19 protein-coding genes and 4 pseudogenes are annotated in these 26,907 nt (G+C 68.5%); 12 read left to right on the forward strand and 11 right to left on the reverse strand.

Going from position 1 to position 26,907, the window contains the following annotated elements; genetic code table 11:
- Positions 1 to 140: 140 nt before the first annotated feature.
- The gene (locus tag OG520_RS00450) at positions 141 to 1,322 is read left to right on the forward strand and encodes a tyrosine-type recombinase/integrase (protein ID WP_406011727.1); all 1,182 of its coding nucleotides are present in this window, start codon (positions 141 to 143) and stop codon (positions 1,320 to 1,322) included.
- Complete coding sequence (locus OG520_RS00455) at positions 1,319 to 3,826, forward strand: tyrosine-type recombinase/integrase (RefSeq protein ID WP_406011728.1); 2,508 nt, start codon at positions 1,319 to 1,321, stop codon at positions 3,824 to 3,826. The genes OG520_RS00450 and OG520_RS00455 overlap by 4 nt, the downstream gene beginning before the upstream one ends.
- A 35-nt stretch (positions 3,827 to 3,861) precedes the next feature.
- On the opposite strand, the gene OG520_RS00460 is transcribed toward OG520_RS00455, so the two are convergent.
- Complete coding sequence (locus OG520_RS00460; protein WP_406011729.1) at positions 3,862 to 4,260, reverse strand: hypothetical protein; 399 nt, start codon at positions 4,258 to 4,260, stop codon at positions 3,862 to 3,864.
- Between the two features lie 210 nt (positions 4,261 to 4,470).
- Between OG520_RS00460 and OG520_RS00465 the strand changes: the two genes are divergently transcribed.
- Together OG520_RS00465 and OG520_RS00470 are read left to right on the forward strand one after the other, a co-directional pair.
- Complete coding sequence (locus OG520_RS00465) at positions 4,471 to 5,472, forward strand: transposase (protein ID WP_331737214.1); 1,002 nt, start codon at positions 4,471 to 4,473, stop codon at positions 5,470 to 5,472.
- Positions 5,379 to 6,185, forward strand: coding sequence for a transposase (locus OG520_RS00470; protein ID WP_331737218.1), 807 nt, complete (start codon positions 5,379 to 5,381; stop codon positions 6,183 to 6,185). Before OG520_RS00465 ends, OG520_RS00470 begins: the two co-directional genes overlap by 94 nt.
- Here OG520_RS00470 and OG520_RS00475 read toward each other — a convergent pair.
- Both OG520_RS00475 and OG520_RS00480 read right to left on the reverse strand, forming a co-directional pair.
- Positions 6,167 to 6,529, reverse strand: coding sequence for a class I SAM-dependent methyltransferase (locus tag OG520_RS00475; RefSeq protein WP_406011730.1), 363 nt, complete (start codon positions 6,527 to 6,529; stop codon positions 6,167 to 6,169). The genes OG520_RS00470 and OG520_RS00475 overlap by 19 nt on opposite strands.
- A complete protein-coding gene (locus OG520_RS00480; RefSeq protein WP_406011731.1) occupies positions 6,522 to 8,351 on the reverse strand; it encodes a tyrosine-type recombinase/integrase in 1,830 nt (609 codons plus the stop codon). Before OG520_RS00480 ends, OG520_RS00475 begins: the two co-directional genes overlap by 8 nt.
- A 208-nt stretch (positions 8,352 to 8,559) precedes the next feature.
- Here OG520_RS00480 and istA point away from each other — a divergent pair.
- Both istA and istB (OG520_RS00490) read left to right on the forward strand, forming a co-directional pair.
- Positions 8,560 to 9,974, forward strand: a pseudogene (gene istA, locus OG520_RS00485) (IS21 family transposase).
- Positions 9,971 to 10,739: pseudogene (istB, locus tag OG520_RS00490) on the forward strand (IS21-like element helper ATPase IstB). Before istA ends, istB (OG520_RS00490) begins: the two co-directional pseudogenes overlap by 4 nt.
- A gap of 122 nt (positions 10,740 to 10,861) precedes the next feature.
- On the opposite strand, the pseudogene OG520_RS00495 reads toward istB (OG520_RS00490), so the two are convergent.
- A pseudogene (locus tag OG520_RS00495) lies at positions 10,862 to 12,251 on the reverse strand (CRISPR-associated endonuclease Cas3''); the annotation flags it as partial.
- A 429-nt stretch (positions 12,252 to 12,680) separates the two neighbouring features.
- Here OG520_RS00495 and OG520_RS00500 point away from each other — a divergent pair.
- Together OG520_RS00500 and OG520_RS00505 are read left to right on the forward strand one after the other, a co-directional pair.
- Positions 12,681 to 14,249 (forward strand): ISL3 family transposase, encoded by a 1,569-nt coding sequence (locus OG520_RS00500; protein ID WP_406011732.1) that lies wholly within the window; start codon positions 12,681 to 12,683, stop codon positions 14,247 to 14,249.
- A 161-nt stretch (positions 14,250 to 14,410) separates the two neighbouring features.
- A complete protein-coding gene (locus tag OG520_RS00505) occupies positions 14,411 to 14,902 on the forward strand; it encodes a MarR family winged helix-turn-helix transcriptional regulator (RefSeq protein ID WP_145766610.1) in 492 nt (163 codons plus the stop codon).
- 31 nt (positions 14,903 to 14,933) lie between these two features.
- Here OG520_RS00505 and istB (OG520_RS00510) read toward each other — a convergent pair whose 3' ends face one another.
- Entirely contained in the window at positions 14,934 to 15,791 is an 858-nt protein-coding gene (istB, locus tag OG520_RS00510) for an IS21-like element helper ATPase IstB (protein ID WP_406011733.1), read from the reverse strand.
- Between the two features lie 71 nt (positions 15,792 to 15,862).
- Positions 15,863 to 16,540, reverse strand: a complete 678-nt coding sequence (locus OG520_RS00515; protein ID WP_406016382.1) for a Mu transposase domain-containing protein — start codon at positions 16,538 to 16,540, stop codon at positions 15,863 to 15,865.
- On the opposite strand from OG520_RS00515, the gene OG520_RS00520 reads away from it, so the two are divergent.
- The 3 genes from OG520_RS00520 to OG520_RS00530 all read left to right on the forward strand — a co-directional run bounded on the left by OG520_RS00520 (position 16,520) and on the right by OG520_RS00530 (position 18,817).
- A complete protein-coding gene (locus OG520_RS00520; protein ID WP_406011734.1) occupies positions 16,520 to 17,023 on the forward strand; it encodes a helicase-related protein in 504 nt (167 codons plus the stop codon). The genes OG520_RS00515 and OG520_RS00520 overlap by 21 nt on opposite strands.
- Positions 17,002 to 18,069 carry a helicase associated domain-containing protein gene (locus tag OG520_RS00525; protein WP_406011735.1) on the forward strand — a complete coding sequence of 356 codons (1,068 nt, stop codon included), beginning with the start codon at positions 17,002 to 17,004 and terminating at the stop codon, positions 18,067 to 18,069. The genes OG520_RS00520 and OG520_RS00525 overlap by 22 nt, the downstream gene beginning before the upstream one ends.
- Positions 18,070 to 18,214: 145 nt before the next feature.
- Positions 18,215 to 18,817 (forward strand): GNAT family N-acetyltransferase, encoded by a 603-nt coding sequence (locus tag OG520_RS00530; RefSeq protein ID WP_406011736.1) that lies wholly within the window; start codon positions 18,215 to 18,217, stop codon positions 18,815 to 18,817.
- 504 nt (positions 18,818 to 19,321) lie between these two features.
- On the opposite strand, the gene OG520_RS00535 is transcribed toward OG520_RS00530, so the two are convergent.
- Together OG520_RS00535 and OG520_RS00540 are read right to left on the reverse strand one after the other, a co-directional pair.
- Complete coding sequence (locus OG520_RS00535) at positions 19,322 to 21,070, reverse strand: IS1182 family transposase (RefSeq protein ID WP_406011737.1); 1,749 nt, start codon at positions 21,068 to 21,070, stop codon at positions 19,322 to 19,324.
- Positions 21,071 to 21,194: 124 nt separating this feature from the next.
- Positions 21,195 to 22,922, reverse strand: a complete 1,728-nt coding sequence (locus tag OG520_RS00540) for an IS1182 family transposase (protein ID WP_406011738.1) — start codon at positions 22,920 to 22,922, stop codon at positions 21,195 to 21,197.
- A gap of 96 nt (positions 22,923 to 23,018) precedes the next feature.
- Between OG520_RS00540 and OG520_RS00545 the strand changes: the two are divergent.
- A pseudogene (locus tag OG520_RS00545) lies at positions 23,019 to 23,192 on the forward strand (transposase); the annotation flags it as partial.
- A gap of 51 nt (positions 23,193 to 23,243) precedes the next feature.
- Here OG520_RS00545 and OG520_RS00550 read toward each other — a convergent pair.
- From OG520_RS00550 to OG520_RS00560, 3 genes are read right to left on the reverse strand one after another with little or no spacing between them, the layout of a single operon-like run.
- Positions 23,244 to 24,728 (reverse strand): AMP-binding protein, encoded by a 1,485-nt coding sequence (locus tag OG520_RS00550; RefSeq protein WP_406011739.1) that lies wholly within the window; start codon positions 24,726 to 24,728, stop codon positions 23,244 to 23,246.
- Positions 24,725 to 25,951 carry a thiolase family protein gene (locus tag OG520_RS00555; RefSeq protein ID WP_331748742.1) on the reverse strand — a complete coding sequence of 409 codons (1,227 nt, stop codon included), beginning with the start codon at positions 25,949 to 25,951 and terminating at the stop codon, positions 24,725 to 24,727. The genes OG520_RS00550 and OG520_RS00555 overlap by 4 nt, the downstream gene beginning before the upstream one ends.
- Complete coding sequence (locus OG520_RS00560; protein WP_266694251.1) at positions 25,948 to 26,880, reverse strand: fumarylacetoacetate hydrolase family protein; 933 nt, start codon at positions 26,878 to 26,880, stop codon at positions 25,948 to 25,950. Before OG520_RS00560 ends, OG520_RS00555 begins: the two co-directional genes overlap by 4 nt.
- Between the last annotated feature and the right edge of the window lie 27 nt (positions 26,881 to 26,907).

Raw genomic sequence — 26,907 nt, forward strand, 5'->3', positions numbered from 1 at the left:
CCCGTTGACTGAACGAACTACGGGGATTGTGCAGTTCAGGGGGCAGATGGGGTCTTCGGTCGCTACGGTCACCGGTCGTGATGAACGATGCTCCCGGACGGGACCTGGCGGCACTGGTGGTTCCTCGGTGGGGCCGGCTGATGGAAACCGGCAACCGGTACGAGCCCTATCGGCTCCTCGATCCCGACGGTGTGACCGTGGAGGCGGTCGCCGTCTACTTCCAGGAGTTGTTGGCCGCAGGGAAAGCTCCGTCGACGGTCCGCTCCTATGGGATGGATCTGCTTCGGTGGTGGCGTTTCCTGCAGGCACTGGACATTCCCTGGGACGGTGCGACCCGAGCGGAGGCCAGGGATTTCAGTCGCTGGATTCAGCTGGTGGTCAAGCCGAGACGGGGCAAGACGGCGGCTCGACGTTCGGCCCAGGTCAGTGGCTCCCCGAACCCGGTGACTGGGAAGCCGTCGGCCGGGCCTGGCTACGCGCCGACTACCGTCGCGCACAGCGAGACGGTGTTGCGACGGTTCTACGACATCCACCGCGACGCGGGGTCCGGCCCGCTGCTCAACCCGTTCCCACTCGATCTGTCACGTCGCTCCGGCCGGGCGCACGCGCACCACAACCCGATGGACGGCTGGAAGCCCGAGCGGGTGGGGCGCTACCGGCCCAGCCTTCCGCAGCGGATCCCGCGCTCGATTCCCGACGAGTGGTTCAACGAGCTGTTCGCTGCGCTGCCCTCCCACCGCGACCGGGCCCTGGTCGCGATCTGGATCTCCACCGGAGTACGCGCATCGGAGCTGATCGGCATCCGCCAGCGCGACATCGACCCCGGCCAGCAGTTGATCAGTGTGGTGCGAAAGGGCTCGCGGGCGGTGCAGCAGGTGCCGGCGTCGGCGGACGCGTTCGTGTGGCTGCGCCTCTATCAGCAGGAGGTACACGGCGAGGTGCCACGCGGTCGCACCCAGCCGGTGTGGTGGACACGGCGGCGCCCGTTTCGGCCGCTGACCTATCACGGTGCACACCGAATGTTCGAGCGGGTCAACGCCTCGCTCGGCGCCGATTGGACCCTTCACGATCTACGACACAGTGCGGCCGTCCGCATGGTGCGCGACCCGAAGTTGACGTTGGCTGATGTGCAATGGGTGCTCGGACATGCGCATTTGTCCGCCACGGAGGTGTATCTGACGCCGCGCAAGGACGAAGTCGTGGCGGGGGTGCTGGCCCATCACGAGCGTCAGGCCCGTGAGCGCAGCCAGCCGGTGCCGCCGCCTCCGGCGCCGGGCTACAACCCAGCGTCGCTGGACGTCTTGTTCGGCCGGATGTCATGACCGCGGTTGTCAAACACGTGACGCGCAAGCCGTTGGAGGCCACGAATGCGACGGCGGAGCAGGCGCAGGCGAGGAACAGCTATCTGCGGGCGCGTTTTCCGGCCCGGGCGGAAGAGCTGTGGTGGCCGTACACGGCACAGCCTTTGGAGGAGACGCTGCGGCGGCTGACCGCGCCGCCATTCGACTCGGCGGCCAATGGGACCCGAGCCGGTCGTCGACGCGGGGTGGCCAAGCTGCTGCGCTGGCTGTCGAGCTTGCCGGGAGATACCTGGCAGCAACGGTGGAGGGCCAGCGGCGCGGAGGATCTCCCCGGTGCTGCCTGGGTGGATCTTCCGCTGCGGTGGCTGCGCGAGCGCGGTCACTCGCCGTCACATGACCGCGATGACTTGTCCTCGGGGCTGCTCATGCTGATCTGCGGGGACGTCATCCGACCTGGTCTGCCCTGGATGCTTACCCGCACCCATCGGTATCTCGCCTCCGTCATGGCCAAGGTCCGGGACCCCGACGGGTTCGCGCGCCTGCACCATCTGGCCGAGTCCGGGCCGGCGAGCTCGCGCAAGGACGCCCAGATCGCCGCGACACGCATCGCCACCCTGCTGGCCTGCAAGGGCGGACAGATCCGCGACATCGCGGTCGGCGACTGCGTGGAACTGGTCGACGCCCAGCGCCGGGTGCATGCCCGTGGCGGGCAGAAGAAGGTCGACTTCTATCTGCGGCTGCGCGCCCTGGGCATCTTCCCCGAGGACTCCCCGGCAACGATCCGGGCATTCGGTCTTGCCCTCGGCCAGTTGAGCATCGAAGAGCTGGTGGATCGCTACCGGATCCAGTGCCGGCCGGTTCGCGATCTGATCGTGGACTACCTGAGGGAGCGGCAGCCTGCGCTGGACTTCGCCAGCCTCGACGCGGTCTCGCGCACGCTCGCGGGACTGTTCTGGGCCCGGGTAGAAGCCCTGGCGCCGGGGATTGACTCGCTGCGGCTGCCACCAACCGTGGCCCGCGCCTGGAAGGAGGACTTGAAGGTCAAGAAGCGCACCGTCACCGGCCCCGACGGTAGCAGCATCGAGGTCTCCAGTCCGCGGCTCAATGCCAAGGACGAGCTCATGCGAGTGCGGGCCTTCTACCTCGACATCGCGCAGTGGGCGGCCGAGGAACCAGGCCGCTGGGCGCCATGGGCCGTGCCCTGTCCCATCAGCGACGACGAGATCCGCAAGGCGAAGGAACGCAGACGACGCAAAGCCCGGATGGACCAGCGCACGCGCGAGCGACTACCCGTCCTGCCCGTTCTGACCAGCACCGCCGACCGTCGGCGACGCGCGGCCGCCGACCTGCTCCAGGTGGCGAGGAACACCGAGCCCGGGGCGCTGATCCCCGGCACCGACGGGTCGCTGCGCAGAGCCATCGCCCCCACGGCGGCGGGCCACCTCACCTGGGCCGAAGAGACGGCATCCGGCGGACGGCGACGGAACCTGACCTACGAAGAAGAGGAGGCATTCTGGGCATTCGCCACGATCGAGGTCCTCCGTCTGACCGGCATCCGCAACGAGGAACTCCTGGAGCTGACGCACCACAGCGTCACCCAGTACCGGCTCCCGTCCACCGGCGAAGTCGTACCGCTGCTGCAGATCGCCCCGTCCAAGACCGACACCGAACGACTCCTCTTGGTCAGCCCGGAACTCGCAGACGTCCTCAGCGCCATCATCAGCCGCTTGCGCGGCCCCGACGGGGCGATACCGCTGGTGGCCTCCTACGACGTCCGCGAGAAGGTCTGGAACCCGCCGATGCCGCTGCTGTTCCAGCGCGATGTCGGCTCCGAACACCGCGCATTCACGCCAACCGCGATCCGAAAACTGCTGATCAACGCCCTGTCCACCACCGGCCTGACCAGCGCCGACGGCGAGGCGCTTACCTTCTCGCCCCATGACTTCCGGAGGATCTTCGTCACCGACGCCATCATGAACGGCCTGCCGCCGCACATCGCCCAGGTGATCTGCGGGCACAGAAGCATCGAGACCACGATGGGGTACAAAGCGGTCTACCCTGCCGAGACGATCGAGGCCCACCGAGCGTTCATCGCCTGCCGCCGAGCCTCTCGCCCAGGCGAAGAATACCGAACCCCAACCGCGGAGGAGTGGGACTCCTTCCTGGCCCACTTCGAGAAACGGAAGGTGTCCATCGGCACCTGCGCACGCGCCTTCGGGTCTCCTTGTGTCCATGAACACGCCTGTGTCAGATGCTCACTCCTTCGACCCGACACGGCCCAACGGGCACGGCTCGCCGACATCCGTGACAACCTGATCGCCCGCATCGCCGAGGCCGAGCTCGAAGGCTGGCTCGGCGAGGTGGAGGGCCTGCAGGTCAGCCTCGCCGGCGCCCAGGACAAGCTCGCGCAGCTCGACGCCGAGGTGACCCGCCGATCCAATACGGTCAGCCTCGGCATGCCGGCCCTCGGCCAGATCGCCCTCGGCAGGCGGGAGACGAAAGAGTCCTCTCCAACTGCTGATTAGGCCGCGGCCGGTAGTTCAGAGATCGGTCCCTGGCCTCACTCGGCGCGGCGTCCGACCCGCAGGACGCTCAGATAACGGCGTGATGCTCGATCGCCCATCCGCGTGCGGATGCGCTCGGCGATGGCGTCGAGAAGGGGCTCACGGACGTCGCGGTCGAGCCTCCGGTACAGCGACAACGAGCGAAGGTGATCGGCAAAGCCGTCCCCGTTGAACCACTGAACGGTTGGATACCAGCGCACGATCGTTGGGCCGAACAATCCCCCGGGATCGTCGACCAGGCCCCAACCCTCGTCGGTGGTGCGCACGTCGTCCTCCAGCGGCGGATGACCCCAGCCGGGGTTGCCGGGACAGAACCGCTCGTGCAGATCGGCGGTCTCGGCATACACCTCCGGTTCTCCCGGCCGACGGACAACGACGTGGCCGAGCAGCGCCATCCAACCCCCGGGAGAGAGCACGGCGTGCGCCCGCTGCCAGCCAATCGACGGGTCGACCCAGTGCCAAGACGATGCAGCCACGAGAACATCGAAGCGTCGACCGCGGTCGTCCCAGACTCTGCTGCGCAATTCCGTGCGGGGGTGAAGGTGGGCACGGGATGATCGTCTGTACGGTCGTTGTCCTGTCGTGCGGCCGTGGGGGTGGTGTGGATGTCGATGCGGCCGGAGGGGCTGCCGGAAGTCCCGGAGCAGACCGTGATGGTGGCGCGGGCGGCGTTCCCGCAGGGGAGCCTGGCGATACGGGTGCGAGACCGGCTCGCGGAGGTTTTCGCGGACGAGCCGTTCGCGTCGGCGTTCGGGGTGCGTGGGGCTCCGGGTTTGTCTCCGGGGGTGTTGTGCCTGGTCACGGTGTTGCAGTTCGCCGAGGATCTGACCGATCGGCAGGCCGCGGCGATGGCGGTGCGGGCGATCGACTGGAAGTACGCGCTCGGGGCGGAGCTGACGGACACCGGCTTCGATGCCAGTGTGCTGAGCCGGTTCCGTTCCCGCCTGTCCGACAACGGCATGGAACGGGTGGTCTTCGACCGTCTCCTTGAGTACTGCGTGGAGGAGGGGCTGGTCGCGGCCGGGGGCAGGCAGCGGACCGATTCCACCCATGTGATCAGTGCGGTGCGGGACTTGAACCGCCTCGAGCTGGCCGGGGAGAGTGTGCGGGCGGCGCTGGAGGCCCTGGCTGTCGCGGCGCCGTCGTGGCTGGCCGGGCAGGTCGATGTCGCCGAGTTCGCTCACCGGTACGGGCCGCGGGTGGACGGCTGGCGCATGCCCGCCTCGCAGACGAAACGCGACCGGCTCGCGCAGGTCTTCGGCCAGGACGCGCTGGCGTTGTGCCGGGCGGCCTGGTCACCCGGCACACCCCCATGGATCCGTGAGATCGAGTCCGTACAGATCCTGCGGCAGATCCTCGTCCAGACGTACTACCTGAGCACCGACACCAGGGGACGGGAGGTGATCAAGAAGCGGGCCGCCGACGACGAGGGTGTCCCGCCCGGTCATCGCCGCCTCGCCTCCCCTACGACGCGGACGCACGCTGGGCGGCCAAGGGCGAGGGCCTGTTCTGGATGGGCTACAAGGTCCATCTCACCGAGACCCGCGACACTCCCACCGAAGCCGAAGCCGAAGCCGAAGCCGGTGTCCGGGCGGCACCGAATCTGATCACGGACGTGTGCACCACCGATGCCACCGTGCCCGATGTGAAAGCGACCGCCCCGGTCCAACAGCGCCTGGCCGAGCACGGCATCAGGCCCGCCGAGCACTACCTCGACTCCGGCTATCCATCCGCCGACCTCATCGCCGCCGCGCTGAAACAGGGCACCCGTATGGTCACCCCGGTTCTGCTGGATCATTCCGCCCAGGCCAAGGCCCACGCCGGCTTCGACAAGAGCGCCTTCATCATCGACTGGAGGGCCCGCCAGGTCCGCTGCCCCGCCGGCAAGACCAGCGCGCACTGGAACCCCGTGAAACAGCACGGAACGGACACGATCGTCATCACCTTCGGCGTCCGCACCTGCCGCCCCTGCCCCTTCCGCGACCAATGCACCAGCTCCGCGAAAGGCCGCCGCATGCTCACCCTGCGCCCCAGAGAGCCAGAAGAAGCCCTCACCCAGGCCCGCGCCGAGCAGAAGACCGAGACGTGGAAGGCCAAGTACGCCCTGCGAGCGGGTGTGGAAGGCACTATCAATCAAGCCCTCGACATCACCGGCATACGCCGGGCCCGCTACCGCGGGCTACCGAAAGTCCGCCTCCAACACGCCTTCTCCGCCACCGCACTCAACGTGATCAGACTCGACGCCCACTGGACCGGACACGACCAGCATCACACCCGCAGCAGCCGGCTCGAACGCCTCGCCTACCGACTCACAGCCTGACCCAGGAATTGCGCAGCAGAGTCGTCCCACTCCTCAAAGGTCGACGTCTCGACTTCGACGTTGTGAAAGGAGGCGATCCGCTGGCGAGCGAGTGCGGCCATGTCCGTGCCCGGCTCAACGGCGGTCACTGAGCATCCGAGCGCTGCCAGCGTGCGCGTCGCCTGACCGGTACCGCAGCCCACCTCCAGCACCGACGACCTTTCGTCCATGCCGGTGATGGCGCCAAGGTCCGCGAACAGTTCGTCGGGGTATCCCGGCCGGACCCGGTCGTAGAGTTCCGGCACCTCGTTGAATACTCGGCCGAGATCGTGTCGGTTCGGGCGCATCTGCGGATCATCAGTCACGAACGCACAAGCTACGAGGCTCGTCCACGCAGAGCCACTGGTTTACCGGCGGCCGCTGACCCGCTGCCGCCGGTAGTTCAGAGAAGCAGGCGTTTTCATGCTGGCAGGGTGTCCCATAGGGCCGGTCGCAGGTGCCGAGGGCAACCTTGCGGAGGCTGAAGTGGTCCCGGAAATCCTGCCACTCTGTGTCGCTGGGCTCGCGGTACTCCTCGCTGGGACGGTGGGTCCGGCGCTGGTCGACGAACTGCCGGTAGTGGCGGATGACCTCCTCGGGATAGACCGCGACGTAAGCCTGAGTGGTGTTGAGATCGAGGTGGCCAAGGACCTTTGCGGCAATGTGGATCGGCAGGCTTCCGTTGACCGTCTCCGTCGAGAAGATTCTGCGGAAGTCGTGCGGCGTGAACCTCAGCGGTGTCCCGTCGACGTCGACGATGCCGGACCGCAGCGCATGCTCGGTGAGGAGCTCACGGATCCGGTTGGGGGAGATGACCTGCAGCCGGTGCTGGGAGGGGCACTGGAACAGGTGGGGCATCGGTGGGCCGAAGACCCGCTCGTAGCCGTCGTACCGGGTCAGCAGCGGCACTCGTTCGCCGGTGCCCTTGATGCGGCGAATGATCCGGGCCAGGACCGCGACCAGGTCCGGGTCGGCGGGGGTGACGCGCTCGCGGTCGGTCTTGGACGGGCTGATCTGCAGCAATGGCACCGTCTCGCCGGTCGGTGCCTGGTACTGACGCAGACTCAGGTGGGTGAGCTCCAGCAGTTCCTCGATCCTGGCCCCGGTGCGTCGCAGAACCTCGATGCTCGCCCAGGTCCAGAACGCGTTGTTCTCCTCGCATTCGGCATCGAACCGCGACCCCGGCTCGTCGACCGGGGCGAGGAACAGTGCGGTGGGACGCCAGTGGCTGCCGTCCCGGCCGGTGCGTCGATATTGCGAGCCCTCGACGGTGAACTCCTCACCAGGCTTCGCGGAGCGGGTGGCCTGCAGCAGCAGCGTGGCACGTTGCAGCCGGGCCTCGGCAGCGCGGACGAGCTGCGGCAGGACGGGGACCAGGGTGCGGGTGCGCTGCTGCATTCGCGCCTGCCGGTGCCGAGTTTCCTTGATGTAGCCGCGGATGTCGGCCTCGCTGATCGGGCAGGGCGCCGCCCAGGCCGCCCAGCGGGCCGGGTCCTCCATCGACCACTGCGAGAGGTCCAGGTAGAAAGAGCGGACGGCCAGGAACACAGCGTGGGCGGTGCGGCGCGGTCGCCCGTCGGGCAGGACCCGGACGCGTTGCTTCCATGCCTGGGCCACCTCGTCAGGCAGATTGAGCGAGGAGATCGCGGGGTGGTGGCGTTGCGGGTCGCCCCAGAACAGATCGGCCAGCATCTGGGCGTGGTTGACCAGGGAGCCGTAGTCCAGGACGGCGGATCGCTCGACGATGTAGTGGACGAGCATGTCGCGGACCGCGCGGTGGGCGATCGGATGGCGGTCGATCAGCTCGGCGGGGGTGAGCCGACCGCGGGCCTGGGCCTCGCGCAGGGTCGGTGGCGAGTCCTTCAGACCACCGACGGCGTGAAGGATGTCGTATGCGAGGGGCAGGGCCGTCACTGTGCGGCCGTTGTCCCGACGGGCCCGCGCGTAGTCGGTGAGGTCCTCCAGGTCAAAGGCCAGCAGGTCCTTGCCGGTGACGATGCTCATGCGGGTGAGCACATTCAGGGCTTCGGTCGCGTGCTCGTCGCAGCGCTGGCCGCCGACACGCCACTTGAGTTTGGCGAACAGCGCCGACTGGTTGTGCCGACGGTAGGCGTCGTAGACGCCAGAAGGCGGCTGCCGAAGAGCCAACCGTAGGAGGGCTGGATCACCTGGAGGACGATCAAGGTGCCGAGACCGGCGGTGAACCGCGACCGGGTGCCCGCGCTGAGCCCCTTGTCGGCGTACATGTGAACGCGCATAGCCGCGTACGGATGAACGTACAGAGTTCTTGATGCGCTGAGAGTCGGCCCCCAACATTCTGCTGCCTGTTGTCCAAGGTTGCAGAGAGGGGTGGGCCATGGTCTTGGACCCGCAGCGCTGGCTGGAGCTCCGGCGCTTCCGCGGCCTGGTGGAGTCCGGGGCGATGAGCCTGTCGGAGGTCGCCAAGGAGACCGGGCTGAACTGGCGAACGGTCAGCAAGTACCTGTCTGCTGACTCGTCTGCGCCGCCGCGCCGGACGGCGAGTGGTCAGCCGCGCAGGCGGGTGGTCGACGAGGTTGCTCCGCTGATCGACGCGATGCTGCGGGCCGAGGTCCTGATGAAGGCCACGGTGATTCATGAGCGGTTGGCCACGGAGTACGGGTTCACCGGGAACTACCAGCGGGTCAAGCTCTACGTGCAGGAGGCCCGCCCGCGGATCGCGGAGGAACTGGGGATCACCCACGGGAGTTGGCGGGGATGCACCGCAGGTTCGAGGTGATCCCGGGTGCTCAGGCTCAGGTGGACTGGGGCGATGAGGGAAAGGTCCTCGCTCATCTGGGCATTCCGAAGGTCTACTCCTTCCACATGGTGCTGTCGTACTCGCGTGATCCGTTCTGCTGCTTCACCACCAGCCTGGACCTGCAGACGTTCTTCGACTGCCACCGGCGGGCATTTGCGCACTTCAACGGGGTGCCGATGACGATCGTCTACGACCGGACCAAGACGGTCGTGCGCCGTCACGTCGCCCCGGGTGAGGCGGTTCCGCTGCATCCGGAGGCGGTCGGCTTTGCCGGCCACTACGACTTCGACATCGATGTGCTGGCCGCCTCCCGGACCCAGGGCAAGGGCCGCGTCGAACGCCAGGTGCTGATCGTCCGCGACCACGTTCTCTCCGGCCGGGCCTTCTCCTGCGTCGAGGAGATGGATGCCGCGTTCGCCGCCTGGGTGCCGCAGCGGCGGGCTCAGATCCACAAGACGCACCGCGAGGTGATCGGGCATCGTGCCGCCCGGGACCACGCAGCTCTCAAGCCGCTGCCGCCAACGCCGTTTTTGGTGGCCGAGCGTCATCTGCGGCCGGTCGGCAAGGACTGCCTGGTCGCTTTCGGCGGGAACCTCTACTCGGTCCCGGCCCGTAAGGTCCGACCGCGTCAGCTGGTGGAGATCAGGGCCACGAAGTCACAGGTCATGCTGCACTCCACCGTTGCCGACTCCAGCGGCGAGACGCTGTTGGCCACGCACCCACGGGCCGTCGGACGCGGGGTCCGTGTCGTCGAGGAACAGCACTGGGACGGCTTGCCCACCGGCAAAGGGCGCCGGACCACCACCGGCGACGTCTTGCCCCGGCCGCGTCACGAACGCCCGCTGGGCGAGGAGACCGGACCGCTGCAAGCCCTCCTCAACCGGGCTGCGGCGACCCGCATCGAGGTCGGCCGCCGACCGTTGTCGGTCTATGACGAGCTGACCGGGACCCGTCCATTCACCACCAACCGAGCGACGAAGGAATCGTCTTGAGCGAGCTGACCGGCAACCGCATCCGCACCACGGCGGCCAAGCTCGGCCTGCCCCACCTGGCGGAAACCATCAACGAGTACACGCGGCGGGCGGACGAGGGAAAGATGGGCTACCTCGACTTCCTCGACCTGGTGCTCTCCGAGGAACTCGCCGTCCGTGACGACCGCCGCTTCCGCCAGGGCCTACGGCTCTCTCGGCTGCCGCACCACAAGACGCTGGATGAGTATGACTTCTCGTTCCAGCCCGAGCTCGACCCCCGCAAGGTCAAAGACCTGGCCGCTGTCCTTCGTCGAAGCAAAGGCCAATGCCGCCCTGCTGGGGCCGCCCGGCGTCGGCAAGACCCACATCGCGATCTCATTGGCGGTCGCGGCCTGCCGGGCCGGATACTCGATCTACTTCACCAGCCTCGACGACATGGTCCGCAACCTCAAGGCAGCCGAGGCGGCAGGGCGCCTGACCAGCAAACTGGGCTTCTACCTGCGGCCGAGCGTTCTCGTGGTCGATGAAGTCGGCTACCAGCCCCTCGAACGCGCCGAGGCAAACCTGGTCTTCCAGGTCATCTCCAAGCGCTACGAAAAGGGCTCCATCATCCTGACCTCGAACAAGACCTTCAGCGAATGGGGCCAGGTCTTCGGCGACGAAGTCCTCGCCACCGCGGTCCTCGACCGCCTCCTGCACCACTGCGAAGTCGTCGCCATCAACGGTCCCAGCTACCGGCTGAAGAACCGCCTCAAGGCCATCGAACGCGAGACGGAAGTCGCCTGATCCGGAGCCTCAGACCTGCCCCAGTTCCTCACCCGGCGGGATGAAGGCGTCGGCGCTGTCGGCAGCGTCAACATGCCCGTGAACATCCATCGTGATGGCCGTTGCCCGGCCCTGCGAGGTGATCGGCTCTTGAGCCCGGCGAACAGCAGCTGGTCGACGGTTCCCGCGACGAAGGAGGACAGCATGGCCTTCTTGCGGCCACGCAGCCAGGCGTGCGCGACGAGCTCGGCGGGTGCGGACCGCATCTTGTCCGAGGGGCGCCACCGTCGTTGCTCGGGCGCGTCCACGTCGACGGCAACGATCCGGTGGCCGCTCTCGCGCATCAGCTCGGCGAAGTCCTCGTTCAATGCGGCCTTCGAGTGGGCGAGCAGGACCGAGTACCGGGCGTCCTCGGCTCCGGGCAGCCGCTTGAGCCAGTCCAGGAGGCGGGGGAACATCGCGTTGCCCGTGGCCATGGTCGGCAACGCGAAGAGGACACCGCCCGCACCCGAGCGGGCGGCGAAGATCTCGGCGACCGCGAGAGCGGCCTCGGTCTTCCCCTCCCCCATCGGCGCCTCGATCACCATCAGCCCCGGCTCGTCCATCGTCCGCGCAAGCTCGACGGCGGCTTCCTGCACCGGCCGGACCTTCGCGTCCGGCGGCAGCCCGAAGCGGGAGGCGAACAGTTCCTGAGCGTCGCCCTCGGGGTCGTCCGGGCACCAGGGCGCCGGAAGGTCCAGTCCGTGCCAGGCCGCAGCCACGCGCTCCTCGCTGCTGCGGGCGACGTCCTGCGGGAAGTACGGGAAGGTCGGCGTTGCTGGCGACCCAGTCGGCGACGATCACCAGGGCCGTGAGCAACACCTGCACCGGCTGCGGCAGTTTCACCGACCGCCACTCGTCCAGCCGATCCCGTACTCCGTACTCGTCGGCACACGCGTCGAGCAGCTCGTCCTGCACCCGCCGCCACTCGGCCCGGCTCGGCCCCGGGGTACGCAGCAGCCGGCCGTGCTTGTGCAGCGCAGCGATCTCCCCGGGCTCCGGAGGCACCCCGTGATGCCCTCCCACGACGACCGTGAACTGCCCGGTCTGCTTCACCGCCCAGCCGTGCCGCTCCTGCAGCCACTCCCCCAGCAACGCCTGCCCGGCCAGCCCGTGCGGCGCGATCCTGCGATCCGGTCCCATGGACTGCCGCGAGCGCATCTTCAGCCCCTGCGCATCCATACGGTTCGCGAGCGGTTCGGCCTGGCAGGCGAACGCGGGCGTCGCCTTCCCGATGTCGTGCACCCCCGCCAACCACACGGCAAGCCGCCGCGCATCCAGCTCGCCGCCGGGCAGCGCCGAGGCGATCAGCCCCCGTACGCTCGCGGGCAGCCACCTGTCCCACAACAGGCCGGCAACAGCGGCGCTGTCCTCCATGTGCCGCCACAGCGGCAGCCACCCGTCGGAATCCCTGTCGTACTTCGCCCACACCGTCAGAACCGGCCCGTCGAGCCTGCCACGCAGGCCCGAGCCGGACTTCCCCTCACCCGTCATGCCAGATGAATACAGGCAAATACTGCTGCAGGATGCCTATATGACGAAGATTCAAGAAATCGACTTCCGATCCGTGCACAGCTCCGCGAGAACAGACGGGCAGGCTCTAAGATGGCCGCTTTGAGTTGCCGTGGCCTGACGCTTGCACGAGAGAATCGACAATGTATGCCCGCTTTGCGGGAATCAACGAAAGTGTGGGAAAACCACGTTCCCCGGCAATAAAGCCGCAGGTCGCGGAGCCTGCTCCCTGCACCCGCGGGGATGGTCCCTCACCGGGTTCGCCAAGCGCCTGGTCCGGCTTCTGCTCCCCGCACCCGCGGGGATGGTCCCAGTCGTGGGACCGGGCTGTCAACGGACAGCGGGCCGTGGCTCTGTCGCGATTTCCGTGAGACTCGAGATGTTGATCTTCTCTGCTCGTGATCATTCCGGGTGTCTGTTGACGATCTGTTCGCCGTTCTCTTCCCGCACTTCGCCCACCTCCAGGTCGAGTTGGTCCGGGCGACGGGCCGTATGGTCCGGATTCAGGCACGAGGGCGGCAGCCCTCGGCGGCCTGTCCCGGCTGCGGCACGGTGTCGAAGCGAGTGCACAGCGGCTACGAGCGGAAGATGTCCGACACGGCGATATCGAACCAGCAGACCATCCTTCACCTGCGGGTTCGCCGGTTCTTCTGCGGCAGCTCGGACTGCCCGAAGAAGACGTTCGCCGAGCAGATCCCGGGGCTGACCTTTCGGCACGGCCGGTGCACCACGCTGTTACGTACCATCCGGGAGGTCATCGCACTGGCCCTCGGCGGCCGGGCCGGCGCCCGCCTCGCCGAGCTCCGGGCGATCGGACTCGGCAAGGACGCGATGCTGCGGCTCATCCGGGCACTGCCCGACCCCGAAGTCGGCCCGGTGCGGGTCCTGGGTGTCGACGACTTCGCGCTCAAGAAAGGCCACCACTACGGCACCGTGCTGATCGACATGGAAAACCGCAGGCCAGTGGGCTTGCTTCCCGAACGGTCCGCCGACGCGCTGGCCAGCTGGCTCACCCGCCACCCCGGCGTCGAGGTCATCTGCCGCGACCGGGCCCGCTACTACGCCGAAGGCGCCGACCAGGGCGCCGCCGACGCCGTCCAGGTCGCTGACCGCTTTCACTTGTGGCAGAACCTGGGCGACGCCGCCGCGCGGCTTGTCACCCGGCTCCGCCCGCAATGGACCCCGCCCCCGCCGGAGAAACCCGAGGTCACCGTGCCGGAGAAACCGGAGGGCCTGCGTGCCCAGCGTATCCGCGCGCGTCACGCCGCAGTCCACGCGCTGATGAACAGAGGGATGAGCATCGGCGGCATCGTCGCTGAACTCCGTCTCGACCCCAAGACCGTCCGGAAGAACATGCGCGCGACTACCGCCGACGAGCTGATCGGCTCGAGCCCCACCGGCCGGCAGAGCAGCCTCGACGGCCATGCCGCTTACCTCGCCGCCCGATGGGCTGAAGGCTGCACCAGCACCAGCCGCCTCCACCGCGAACTCGCAGACCGGGGACTCAGCGTCAGCGAACGGACCGTCCGCCGCTTCCTCCTGCGGCTTCAAGAGAACGCCAAACCCACCACTCGCCCGCCCGTCCCGAAGGTCCGGGAGGTGACCGGACTGATCCTCACCCACCCCGACAACCGGCTCGAACCCGACCGCGTCGTCCTCAAAGAACTCCGAGACCGCAGCAGCGACCTGGACGCCGCCTGCTATCTCGTCGCGCGTTTCGCCGAGATCCTCGTCCACCGCCAGGGCCAGGAGAAACTCGAGCGATGGACTCACGATGCCGAGCAGAGTCAGCACCCTGAGCTGCGAGGATTCGCATCCGGGCTCCGCAAGGACTGGGACGCCGTCATGGCCGGCCTCACCCTCCACTGGAACTCCGGTGCTGTCGAGGGCCACGTCAACCGGATCAAGATGCTGAAGCGGCAGATGTTCGGCCGCGCGAAGCACGACCTCCTCCGCAAACGCGTACTCCTCACCCACTGAAGATCAACAAGACGAGATCATGGAAGTCACGACAGAGCCGGCCGTCCGGGTGAGCGGACATCTCAGATCCTTGTGCGCGGACAGTTGACCTCCCTGCCCTGTACGACTATTCGTCCCTCGGATGGAGGTGTGTGAGCGTTGGGGGATATAGCGTCGCGATCATGGGACCGCTGACTGACATCACCACCGACCAGGCGCCGGCTGATCCGGCCGCCACCGACGACATGCTGGCCACCCAGCCCATTGGCTACTGGAGTGGCCTCGCCCACGTAGCCGTCACCCGGCATCTGCGTGACGCTATGGCCAGGATCGACGTCACGCAGCCGCAGTACTGGGTGCTCAACCGGGTAAACGGCGGCCCCGCGGCGCCGAGTCGCGAGGAGGTCGTCATCCAGCTGACGCCCCTCGCGGACGGGCCGCATGAGATCGCTCGTGTCATCGACCAGCTGTTCCACCGCGGCTGGCTCCGGATCGACGCCGGGCAGCGCCTGCAGCTTACCGATGCCGGGGAGGCTGCCAGGGTGCGGCTGCGCGAGCTGGTGACCGAGCTGCGCGCCGTGGTCCACGAGGGCATCAGTGATGAAGAGTACGTGGCCGCGCTCAAGGTGCTGCGCAGGATGGTCGCCAACGTCGAGGAGGCCGGGGAATCCTAGGTTCTGTCTCTTTGGTCAGCCGACGAACCCATCAAGGAGACGCGCTCTGGCCTGGCTGGTTCAGCGGGACGACGCCCTGGCCGGTTGTGGCCTGGGTCAGCCGCAGGCTGGAGCCTTCGGTGAGGACGATGTGGGCGTGGTGCAGGAGCCGGTCGACGGCGGCGGTGGCCAGGGTCTTGGGCATGATCGAGTCGAAGCCTGAGGGGTGCAGGTTCGAGGTGACGATCACGGACCGGCGTTCGTAGGCGGCGTCGATGACGCGGTAGAACGCTTCGGCGGCGGCCTGTCCGGAGGGCAGCATGCCGATGTCGTCGATGATGATGAGGTCGCATCGGGTGATCTTCGCGACGGCCTTGGAGACGGTGTTGTCGACGGTCGCCCGGCCCAGGTGGGCGGTGAGCGATTCGAGGGTGAACCAGGAGACCTTCAGCCCCTCGTCGATGGCCTTGTTCGCCAGGGCCTCGGCGAGATGGCTTTTGCCCGTGCCGGAGGGCCCGGCGACAGCCAGATTTTCCGCGCGGCCGATCCATTCCAGCGTCATCAGGGCCTGCTGGGTCGGGGCCGGGATGGAGGAGTCGGCCTCGCGCCAGGAGTCGAAGGTCTTGCCCGACGGGAGCTGGGCCTGCTGGCGGTGGTTGCGGCGGGTCGCCTCGTCCCGGCCCTTGATCTCTTCCTCCAGCAGGATTCGGACCACTTCGGCAGGGTCCCAGCGTTGAGATCGGGCGGTGGCGAGGACTTCGGGGACCGCCCGGCGCAAGTACGGAAACCGCATCCGCTTCAGGACGGCCTCCAGCTCGATGGGGATCGGCGGCGGTGCCGGCGACGGCGGGACCGGGGACGGGGCCGGAACCACTTCGGGTGGATCAGCAACAGCGGTGGTGTTCATCATCGACTGCCTTTCTGCGGCGGACTGTTCGGGCTTGCCGGTCCCGGGCCGCTTCGCGGCCCGGGACCGGTGGATCAGGAAGGCCGACGGCCGAAGTCGGCCCAGGCGGAAGTGCCTGGCTGGACGGAGTGGGACTCGTCGGCGACGACGAGGTCGGCGGTGCGGGTGCCGTTCCGGCGGTGCTGGACGATGGACATCAGGTCGTCCTCGGCGAACCGTCCCGCGGTCGCCGCGAGACCGAGGCCGAGGTCGACTTCGGCGGCACCGATGAGGGCAGCGAGCTCAACGGCGGCGGCCATCTTCACCCGGATCCGGGTGGTGCCCGCGGCGCCGGCCTCGATCAGCCAGGACTTCGCCCCGGGTCCGAGCGCGAGGAAGGCTGCCTCGGCGTCGTTGGCGGGCTTGGGTTTGGGCTGGCGCGGGGAGCCGTCCATCTCCTGCGGATGGTTGGGATAGTGCGCCAGGTCGATGACGGGCCGTCCGGGCAGGGACAGGGGATGCCGGGCGACTTCCGTCAGCCCGGCCGGGCCCTGCATCCATTCCGGTCGGTGCGCGAGCCGGGACAGGTCCACCACGATGACGAGTTCCTCGCCATCGGCGCGGACCCAGGCTTCCTGGCCGACCAGGCCTGGCGGGGTCGAGTAGCGGACCGAGCCGAAGCGGACGGTCTGGTCCCGCAGCACCTGGCGGGACCCGCCGAGCGCGAGGGTGTGAGGTGCTGCGGGTAGTGGGTGCAGCAGAACCAGGCGCAGCTGGTCGAGCGTGGCGTCGGGGGGCGCAGCAGGGGTGGTGAGCGGTCGGGGAAGGGGTTGGTGCCGGCGGCGTTGCGGGTTCTCAGCTCGGTGAAGGTGCTGGGTGAGGGTGTCGATACGGCGAATTGTGATTCCGTCGCATTCTGCGACGCTCGGGGGTCGGTGATCGATATCGTGCAAATGGTCGGACGCGCCCTGAGAATCAAGCCCGGTCAAGGGAAGATCGCTTCTCTGGTCGTTCCTGTATTCCTCGCACCGGGTGAAACACCGGACGAAATGCTGACCTCGGACGCCTACGGCACCCTCGCGAAGGTCCTCTCAGCGCTGCGGGCACACGACACCGACACCATCGAACACCTCGCGGACCCCCGTATCCGCAGCGGGAGTTGGTACCCGGAGGGTGCCGAGGAAGGCAAGACGGTAGCTGAGCGGGAAGTGTCGGAGGTGAGCGGGGGCCGAGTGTGCCCGCGCGGGAGCTGCTGAAGTTCAGCACACCCCGGGATCCCGCGCTGCTGGCGCAATTCGTGAAGCTGCGGGTCATCGAGCCGGAGAACACGTTCTGGCGACGCGGTATCCAGGCCTGCGTGCGGTACGTGAAGGACACCGGGGCAGGGCAGTTGCGGGTGCCGTACGGCTACATCACCCCGGACGACTGGGTCCCGGCCGGGTTCCCGCTGGGGACGTGGCTCGCCGACCAGCGGAAAAACCACAAGGCCGGGCGTCTGGATGCGGGGCGGGTGGAACAGCTCGACGGGCTGGGCATGGTGTGGTCTCACCAGGACATCGCGTTCGAGGAAGGCCTCACAGCCGCCCGCGCCTGGGCAGCCGCCCACGGTCATCTGCTGCCGCCCACCACCGCGGTATGGGACGGATACCCGATCGGGACCTGGACCAAGAACCAACGCTTCGCCGCCCGGGCAGGGGAACAGAACGCGCAGCGGCGACAGGCCGGCCTCCCCGTTGCTTCCAGCGCGGGCGCGCTGACCGAGGCACGGCGCGCAGCGCTGGACAAGATCGACCCGGGATGGTGCCCTGCATGGGACACCGGGTGGCAGCGGTGCTTCCGCCTCGTTCAGAACCTGCTCCAGAACGGCGGAGCCCTGCCGGTGGCGACCGGGAAGGTGATCGTGCAGGGCGAAGACCTCGGACGCTGGGTGTCGGCGCAGCGGCACGGGTGGGAACAGCTCCTGCCCGCACAGCAATGGCTCCTGGACAACGTCCTCGGAATCGAACCCGCCCAGGAAGCAGAACGGCCGGTGAAGCGGACGCAGGACGACATGTGGGCGGTCAATCTGGCAGCGGCACGGCAGTTCCATGCCCGGGAGGGACATCTACGCGTACCCCGCAAGCACACCGAGCACCTGGAAGGAGCAGCGGAGGGTATTGCGGGGCCGGGAAGCCGTCAGGCAGGTGCTGGAGAGCCCGTGGGGGTCAAGTTCGGCGCCTGGCTCGACAACGTCCGCAAAAGGGCGGCCAAGCTCAGTACGGAACGCCGAGCCGACCTCGACCACCTCGGCATGCGCTGGTAGATCGAGCGCGGCAGTGAACGTGCGAGCTCATTTTCCGTGAAGGGCGTGCTGAGTGTCGGCTGACTCCGGACTGTGCAGGGCATGAGTGCCCGGCCCAAATGCGTTGCCGAGGGAACAAATCTGCTGTCAAGATCGCATGGTGAACATGCCGCAGCACCAGAACGACCTTTCCATACGTTCCATCACCGACGCCGATGTCCCCACCGTGGTCGACACCCTTGCCCGGGCCTTCGCCGACTATCCCTTCACCCGGCACGTGATCGCCGCGGACGGTCACGAGGACCGGATCCGGCGTTACCAGGAGCTGTGCCTGACCCGCATCGGAATGGTGTACGGCCGGGTATGGGTCGCCGACGGGGGCCGCGCTGTGGCTGTCTGGGCCATCCCCGGCCAGAACCCCTCGCCCGCATTCGCCGAGCTCGGCCCGATACTCGGCGAACTCAGCGGTGATCGGGCGGCTGCCTCTGCCTCTGCTGAGCAGGCTGTTGCGCCCTATCGGCCGCAGGAGCCGGGATGGTTCCTGGAGACGGTGGGAACTGCCCCCGAGGCCCAGGGCCAGGGCCTTGGCAGCGCGGTGCTGCTTCCCGGCCTCGAAGAGGCCGAACACGCCGGATACCCGGCGTTCCTGGAAACCTCTGGCGAACGGAACGTGGCTTTCTACGAGCGACTCGGATTCAAGGTCACAGCCGATGTCCAGCTCCCTGACAACGGCCCCCGCACCTGGTGCATGCGCAAGGACCCGCGCTGAAAGTCTGTGGCTATGTTCACGACTCGCGTCAGCAGTTGTTCACCGCTGCGGGAGGCTCCTGCACGGCGGTGATGTCGATGTTCACGGCTTTGAGCAGCAACATGGACCACGCGCCTGGCACTCGGCAACGGTGCCGTCGCTACGGACCACCTGCCCCCCGTAGCCAGCGCTTTTGCCCTGCCCCTTCGGAAGCGGCAGACGGCCGATCTCGCCTACGGCCCCTGAGCTGCTACTCAAAGCCGTGAACATCTGACACGGGTCAGCCACCGCAGCGCCTCCCGAACTGCTGCCAAACGCTGCTCACTGTCGGCTCTGGTCCACTTCTTGTGGTCGCGTACGCAGCGTGAGTGCCGATCTTCGTGTGATGGCGGTTGAGGTCGCCCGAAAATCGCCCGGCCGGAAGGCGGTGTGGTCGACAGTGCTGCACTGTGAACGAAGTACAGCCGCAGCTGGATGAGCTGTTCAAACAGACTCTCGGCTGGGCGACTCTGCTGCCCAATTCGTTCAGGCGGAGAGTCGGTAGTTGAGTCGTTCGAGCTGGCTGTGGCGGGTGCGGTCGAGGGGGCCGGTGGTCCAGTGGGCGTCGAGTCGGATCACGTTGAGCGCGGTGGCGGAGAAGGCGTGTTGGAGGCGGACTTTCGGCAGGCCGCGGTAGCGGGCCCGGCGGATGCCGGTGACGTCGAGGGCCTGGTTGATGGTGCCCTCGACGCCGGCCCGGAGGGCGTATTTGTTCTTCCAGGTGTCGGTCTTCTGCTCGGCGCGGGCTCTGGCGAGGTTTTCGTGGAGTTCCTTGGGCCTCAGGGTGAGCATGCGGCGCCCGATCTGCGAGGTGGTGCACTGCTTCTGGAAGGGGCATTCCCGGCAGGTCAGGACGCTGAAGGTGATCACGATGGCGTCGGTGCCGTGCTGTTTCACCGGGTTCCAGTGGGAGCTCGTCTTGCCGGCGGGGCAGCGGACCTGGCGGGTCTTCCAGTTGACGGTGAAGGCGTTCTTGTCGAAGCCCTCGGCGGCTTTGGCCTGCGCGGAGCGGTCCAGGAGGATCGGAGTGACCATGCGGATGCCCTGCTTCAGGGCCTTGGTGACCAGGTCCGCGGAGGGGTAGCCGGAGTCGAGGTAGTGCTCGGTCGGCTTCACCCCGTGCGCGACGAGCTTGCGCTGGATCGGGGTGGTCGCCTTCACATCGGGCACGGTCGCGTCGGTGGTATGCACATCGGTGATCAGATTCGGCATCACCCCTGCCGCTGCCTCTGCCCCAGCTACGGCGTCGGCGTCGGCGTCGGCGTCGGCGTCGGCGTCGGCGTCGGGGAGAGTGGAGCAGGTTTCCGTGAGGTGGATCTTGTAGCCCATCCAGAACGGGTCATCGCCCTTGGCCGCCCAGCGTGCGTCTGCGTCGTAGGGGGAGGTCAGGCGGAGTTGACCGGGCGGGACGCCGTCGTCGGCGTCCCGCTTCTTGATCACCTGCCGTCCCCGGCTGTCGCTGCGGATGATGCAGGTCTGCACGAGTACCTGCCGCAACAGGTGCACGGCCTCGATCTGACGGATCCATACCGGGGCGTCATCGGCCCAGGCGGCCCGGCACAGGGCGAGGGCGTCCTGGCCGAAGACCTGGGCGAGGCGGTCGCGTTTCGTTTGCGAGGGCGGCATGCGCCGGCCGTCGACCCGCGGCCAGTACCGCTGGGCGAACTCCGTCACGTCGATCTGCCCGGCCAGCCAGAGGGGGGCCGCAACCGCGAGGGCCTCCAGAGCAGCGCGCACGCTCTCGCCGGCCAGCTCCAGGCGGTTCAAGTCCCGCACCGCGCTGATCACATGGGTGGAGTCGGTGCGCTGCTTGCCCCCGGCCGCCACCAGACCGGCGTCCTTGCAGTGCTCAAGGAGCCGGTCGAAGACCACCCGCTCCATGCCGTTGTCCGCGAGCCGGGCCCTGAACTTGCTGAGCACACTGGCATCGAAGCCGGTGTCGGTGAGCTCCGCCCCGAGCGCGTACTTCCAGTCGATGGCCCGCACCGCCATCGCCGCGGCCTGCCGATCGGTGAGGTCCTCGGCGAACTGCAACACCGTCACCAGCGACAACACCCCGGGCGGCAGGCCCGGCGCCCCGCGCACCCCGAACGCCTCGGCGAACGGCTCACCGACGAAGACCTCCGCGAGGTGGTCCCGCACCCGTATCGCCAGGCTCCCCCTGGGGAACGCCGCCCGCGCCACCACCACGGTCTGCTCCGGGATCTCCGGCAGTCCCACCGGCCGCATCGACATCCGTACCGCCTCCACGGCCGCACGACGGAAAAGCGACCTCGCGAACGATCATCGCGGACCCGCCCTCACCCCCGCAGTGAATGGGCAGCAGAGTCCTGGGCGACTCTGCTGCGCAATTCCTGGGTCAGGCTGTGAGTCGGTAGGCGAGGCGTTCGAGCCGGCTGCTGCGGGTGTGATGCTGGTCGTGTCCGGTCCAGTGGGCGTCGAGTCTGATCACGTTGAGTGCGGTGGCGGAGAAGGCGTGTTGGAGGCGGACTTTCGGTAGCCCGCGGTAGCGGGCCCGGCGTATGCCGGTGATGTCGAGGGCTTGATTGATAGTGCCTTCCACACCCGCTCGCAGGGCGTACTTGGCCTTCCACGTCTCGGTCTTCTGCTCGGCGCGGGCCTGGGTGAGGGCTTCTTCTGGCTCTCTGGGGCGCAGGGTGAGCATGCGGCGGCCTTTCGCGGAGCTGGTGCATTGGTCGCGGAAGGGGCAGGGGCGGCAGGTGCGGACGCCGAAGGTGATGACGATCGCGTCCGTTCCGTGCTGTTTCACGGGGTTCCAGTGCGCGCTGGTCTTGCCGGCGGGGCAGCGGACCTGGCGGGCCCTCCAGTCGATGATGAAGGCGCTCTTGTCGAAGCCGGCGTGGGCCTTGGCCTGGGCGGAATGATCCAGCAGAACCGGGGTGACCATACGGGTGCCCTGTTTCAGCGCGGCGGCGATGAGGTCGGCGGATGGATAGCCGGAGTCGAGGTAGTGCTCGGCGGGCCTGATGCCGTGCTCGGCCAGGCGCTGTTGGACCGGGGCGGTCGCTTTCACATCGGGCACGGTGGCATCGGTGGTGCACACGTCCGTGATCAGATTCGGTGCCGCCCGGACACCGGCTTCGGCTTCGGCTTCGGCTTCGGCTTCGGCTTCGGTGGGAGTGTCGCAGGTCTCGGTGAGATGGACCTTGCAGCCCATCCAGAACAGGCCCTCGCCCTTGGCCGCCCAGCGTGCGTCCGCGTCGTAGGGGGAGGCGAGGCGGCGATGACCGGGCGGGACACCCTCGTCGTCGGCGGCCCGCTTCTTGATCACCTCCCGTCCCCTGGTGTCGGTGCTCAGGTAGTACGTCTGGACGAGGATCTGCCGCAGGATCTGTACGGACTCGATCTCACGGATCCATGGGGGTGTGCCGGGTGACCAGGCCGCCCGGCACAACGCCAGCGCGTCCTGGCCGAAGACCTGCGCGAGCCGGTCGCGTTTCGTCTGCGAGGCGGGCATGCGCCAGCCGTCCACCCGCGGCCCGTACCGGTGAGCGAACTCGGCGACATCGACCTGCCCGGCCAGCCACGACGGCGCCGCGACAGCCAGGGCCTCCAGCGCCGCCCGCACACTCTCCCCGGCCAGCTCGAGGCGGTTCAAGTCCCGCACCGCACTGATCACATGGGTGGAATCGGTCCGCTGCCTGCCCCCGGCCGCGACCAGCCCCTCCTCCACGCAGTACTCAAGGAGACGGTCGAAGACCACCCGTTCCATGCCGTTGTCGGACAGGCGGGAACGGAACCGGCTCAGCACACTGGCATCGAAGCCGGTGTCCGTCAGCTCCGCCCCGAGCGCGTACTTCCAGTCGATCGCCCGCACCGCCATCGCCGCGGCCTGCCGATCGGTCAGATCCTCGGCGAACTGCAACACCGTGACCAGGCACAACACCCCCGGAGACAAACCCGGAGCCCCACGCACCCCGAACGCCGACGCGAACGGCTCGTCCGCGAAAACCTCCGCGAGCCGGTCTCGCACCCGTATCGCCAGGCTCCCCTGCGGGAACGCCGCCCGCGCCACCATCACGGTCTGCTCCGGGACTTCCGGCAGCCCCTCCGGCCGCATCGACATCCACACCACCCCCACGGCCGCACGACAGGACAACGACCGTACAGACGATCACCCGTGCCCACCTTCACCCCCGCACGGAATTGCGCAGCAGAGTCCTGGGCCTGCCCAAAGATCCGCGCCCCGGAAGCGGCCGACCGGTGGACCTGGCTCATCCTCGCCGCCTACACCCAACTCCGTCTCGCCCGCCCGTTGGCGGCCGATCTCCGAAGGCCATGGGAGAAACCGAGCGTGAGGCCGGCGCGGGAGCACGCGCCAGGGTGCGCTCGGCGCCGGCCGTGTGTCATCTGAGGAAGTGGGGCGGTTTGCGCGCCCGAGCCCTGTTCAGGGCTGGTTGCGGAGTTTCTTCTTGTCGATCTTGCCAAGGGCGGTGAGGGGCAGCGAATCGGCGAGATGGAGCAGTTTCGGGGCCCAGAGTGCGCCCTTGCGGGCGCGGACGTGGTCCGTCAGATCGGCTGGGGTGGCCTGCTGTCCGGGGCGCAGGACCACGGTGGCGGTGACGGCTTCGCCCCAGTGCGGGTCGGGGGTGCCGTAGACGGCGCTGGCGGCGACGGCCGGGTGTGTGGCGAGGGCGTCCTCGACCTCGCGCGGGTAGACGTTGAATCCGCCGGTGATGATGGTGTCCTTGATCCGGTCGATGATTGTGATCAGGCCGGTGTCGTCCTGGCGGGCGACATCGCCGGTGTGCAGCCAGCCTCCGTCGAGCGCGATTGCGGTCTGTTCGGGCTTGTTCCAGTAGCCGTCCATCACGAGCGGTCCTCGGACGCACAGCTCGCCGGGCTCGCCTGCCGGTACGTGCCGGCCGTGCAGGTCGAGCAGGGCGATCTCCACGCCGGGCATCGGCCGGCCGCAGCTGCCCAGGACGTGCGGGTCGTCGCGGTGCTGGGCCGGGTCCAAGACGGTCAGGGCATTGGGGGCCTCGGCCTGGCCGTAGTGCTGGCTGAGCACGGGGCCGAGGAGCCGGTGTGCCTGGGCGAGCCGGGTGGGGTCGGCGGGTGCGGCGCCGTAGAGGACCCAGTTCAGCCCCGACATGTCGGCTGCGAGGAGGCGGGGGTGGTCGAGCAGGGCGTACAGCATCGTGGGAACGACGAACGTGGCGCTCACGCCGTCGCGTTCGATCGCGTCGATGACGTGGTCCGGGTCGAAGGAGGGGTGGAGCTCGAAGCCGGCGCCGTGGAGCAGGCCGGGGGCGACGAGGAGCCCGGCGGCGTGCGACATGGGGGTGGTGATCAGGAAGTGGGTGTCCGGTGGCCAGGCCCAGGTGGAGCAGGCCCAGGCGTTGGCGAGCAGTGAGCGGTCGTGCAGCATCACGCCCTTGGGTTCACCGGTCGTGCCGCCGGTGTAGAAGAGGTAGAGCGCGGGGCCGCGCGGGTCATTCGGACCAGGGGGTGTGTCTGCGGCGATGCGGTCGAGTTCGGCGAGGGAGATCGCCTTGGTGCCGTCGGGGCGGGAGCGGGCGGCGAAGCGGGTGTCGTCCACGACCAGGCAGTCGGACACACTGTCGCGCAGGACGGTCCGGTCCGTGTCCGCGGTGGCCAGCGGATGCAGGGCGGTGTAGCGCAGTCCGGCCAGGCAGGCAGCGGCCATGACGGTGAACGCCTGCGGGTTCGGGCCGCACAGCAGGGCGAGCCCGTTGCCGGGCATGAGGCCCAGTCGTCCGAACGCGGCCGCGGTGCGTTCGATCCGTTCCGCGGTCTCACTGTAGGTCCAGGTGTGCTTTGTCCCGTCGTCGCCGGTGAAGCGGAAGGCGGTGCGCTCGGGCCGCCGGCGCAGCGCCGACAGGATCAGGTCCGCGTAGCCGGGCGTCATCGGGTCCTCCCCAGGATGGTCACGGCGGCCACCGCCTCCTCGATTCCGTAGAGGCCGCCGCCGTTCTCGGCGATGGCGATGCGCGCGTCGGGGACCTGGCGCTCGCCCGCCCGGCCGCGCAGCTGCGTGACCAGTTCGAAGACCTGCGCCAGTCCGGTGGCGGAAACCGGGTGGCCGCGCGATTCGAGTCCTCCGGACGGGTTCACCGGAACGGTGCCACCGAGCGCGCCGGCGCCCGATGCCGACCACGGGCCGCCGTCGCCGATCGGACAGAATCCCAGGTTCTCCACCTGCTGAATCTCGCCGAAGGCAGTGGCGTCATGGACCTCCGCCACATCGACGTCCTGCGGACCGATGCCGGCCTTCTCGTAGGCAGCGAGCGCGGCCCGGCGGCCGATGTGCCGCCCGGCGTCGTCCGCCGCCCGGTCGGTACCCGACAACAGGACACTACTCAGTACCGCCACGGCCGACTCGTCACGGGTGAAGTCGGCGCGCGTCACGACGACGGCGGCGGCCCCGTCGCTGACCGGTGAGCACATCGGCACCGTCAGCGGCCACGCCACCCGCCGCGCCGCCAGGATCTCCTGCGCGGTGAACGCTCGACGGAAGTGGGCCCGGGGGTTGTGGACGGAGTGGGCGTGGTTCTTCGCCGAGACCGCGGCCAGGTGGGCTTCGGTGGTTCCGAAGCGCTGCATGTGGGCGCGGGCCAGGGAGGCATAGATCTCCGTGAACACCGACCGGTCGCCATCCACGGACAATTCGGGCGGCAGAGGTTCGGTCAGGGCGGCGAGCGCGGCCAGGGTCTCCTCGCGGTGGGCGATGTCCATGGCCCCGTCGAACACCGCCAGCCCCTGGGCGGGATCGGCGCAGACGAGTTTGTCCACGCCGACGGCCAGGGCGACGTCCGACAGGCCCGCCCGTACGTGGGCGATCGCCAGCCACAGGGCCGTGGCGCCGCCCGCGCAGGCGTTCTCCACATTCACTACGGGTACCCCGGCGAACCCGTGCGGGCGCAGGGCGACCTGGCCGGGGATCATGTGCTGGCCGTCGATCGCCTTCTGGCTGACCGTGGCGTGGAAGACTGCGCCGACGTCGGCCGGGGTGAGTCCGGCGTCGCGCAGTGCCTCGTGTGCGGCCTGGCCGACGAGGTCGCCGGCACTGCGGTCGAGGTGGCGGCCGAAGGGGGTGGCGCCGACGCCGAGGATGAGTGCTTCGCGGTTCATGACACCACCCGGTTGCGCAGCACGCCCAGGTCGGAGACTTCGAGTTCCACGGTGTCGCCCGGTTCCAGGTAGCGGCCGTGCTCCAGCCCGCAGCCGGTGGGCACGGTGCCCGAGCACAGGACCTCTCCGGCATGCAGCCGGGTCGACTGGGAGGCGAAGGCGATCATGTCGGCGAAGGTGTGGTGCATGTCGGCGGACGTGCCCCGGCTGACCTCCTCGCCGTTGATGCGGGCGGTCATCGTGAGCCGGTACGGGTCGCCGAGCTCATCGGCGGTGACGATCCACGGGCCCAGGACGTTCGAGTCGGTGAAGTCCTTGCTCTTGCTCAGGCCCAGCCCGGTGGCGATCTCCTCCAGCTGGGTGTCGCGGGCGCTGAAGTCGTTGAAGATCGTGTAGCCGAAGATGTACGACGGAGCGTCCGCTGCGGGGATGTCCGTGCCGTCGCGGCCCAGCACGCAGGCGAATTCCAGCTCGTAGTCCCGCACGGAGGAGTACGCGGGCCAGTGGATGTCGCTGTCGTGGCCGGTCACGGAGAGCCGGTTGGTCACGTAGTACAGAGGGCGTTCGAGCATGATGGCGGGCAGTTCGACCTGGTCGGCCGGGATGCCCTGGATCCGGGAGCGGGCGTTGCGGAAGTGATCCATGAAACTGCCGAAGTCCCGGATCTGTACGGGCCTGGGCAGCGGGGAGAGCCAGCGCAACTCGGATGCGGCGACGACCGCCTCGGGCGGGGCCTGTGCGGCGAGCCGCTCCAGGGTCTGCCGCACGGGTTCGCCGCCGTCGATGATCGTCTGCATGGTGGTCAGCGCTGGGGCGTGCTCGCCGGTCACCAGGCGGTGGGCGCGGTCGAGCAGCAGCAGGCGCTCGCCCTGGTCGAGTACGAGCGCGGTCCGCTCGGCGCGGTCGTGCTCCACGGTTGCGAGTTTCATGGTCGGTTCCTCTCCTCAGCAGGGTGC

This window comes from Streptomyces sp. NBC_00984 (genome assembly GCF_045162475.1).
Taxonomy (GTDB): domain Bacteria; phylum Actinomycetota; class Actinomycetes; order Streptomycetales; family Streptomycetaceae; genus Streptomyces.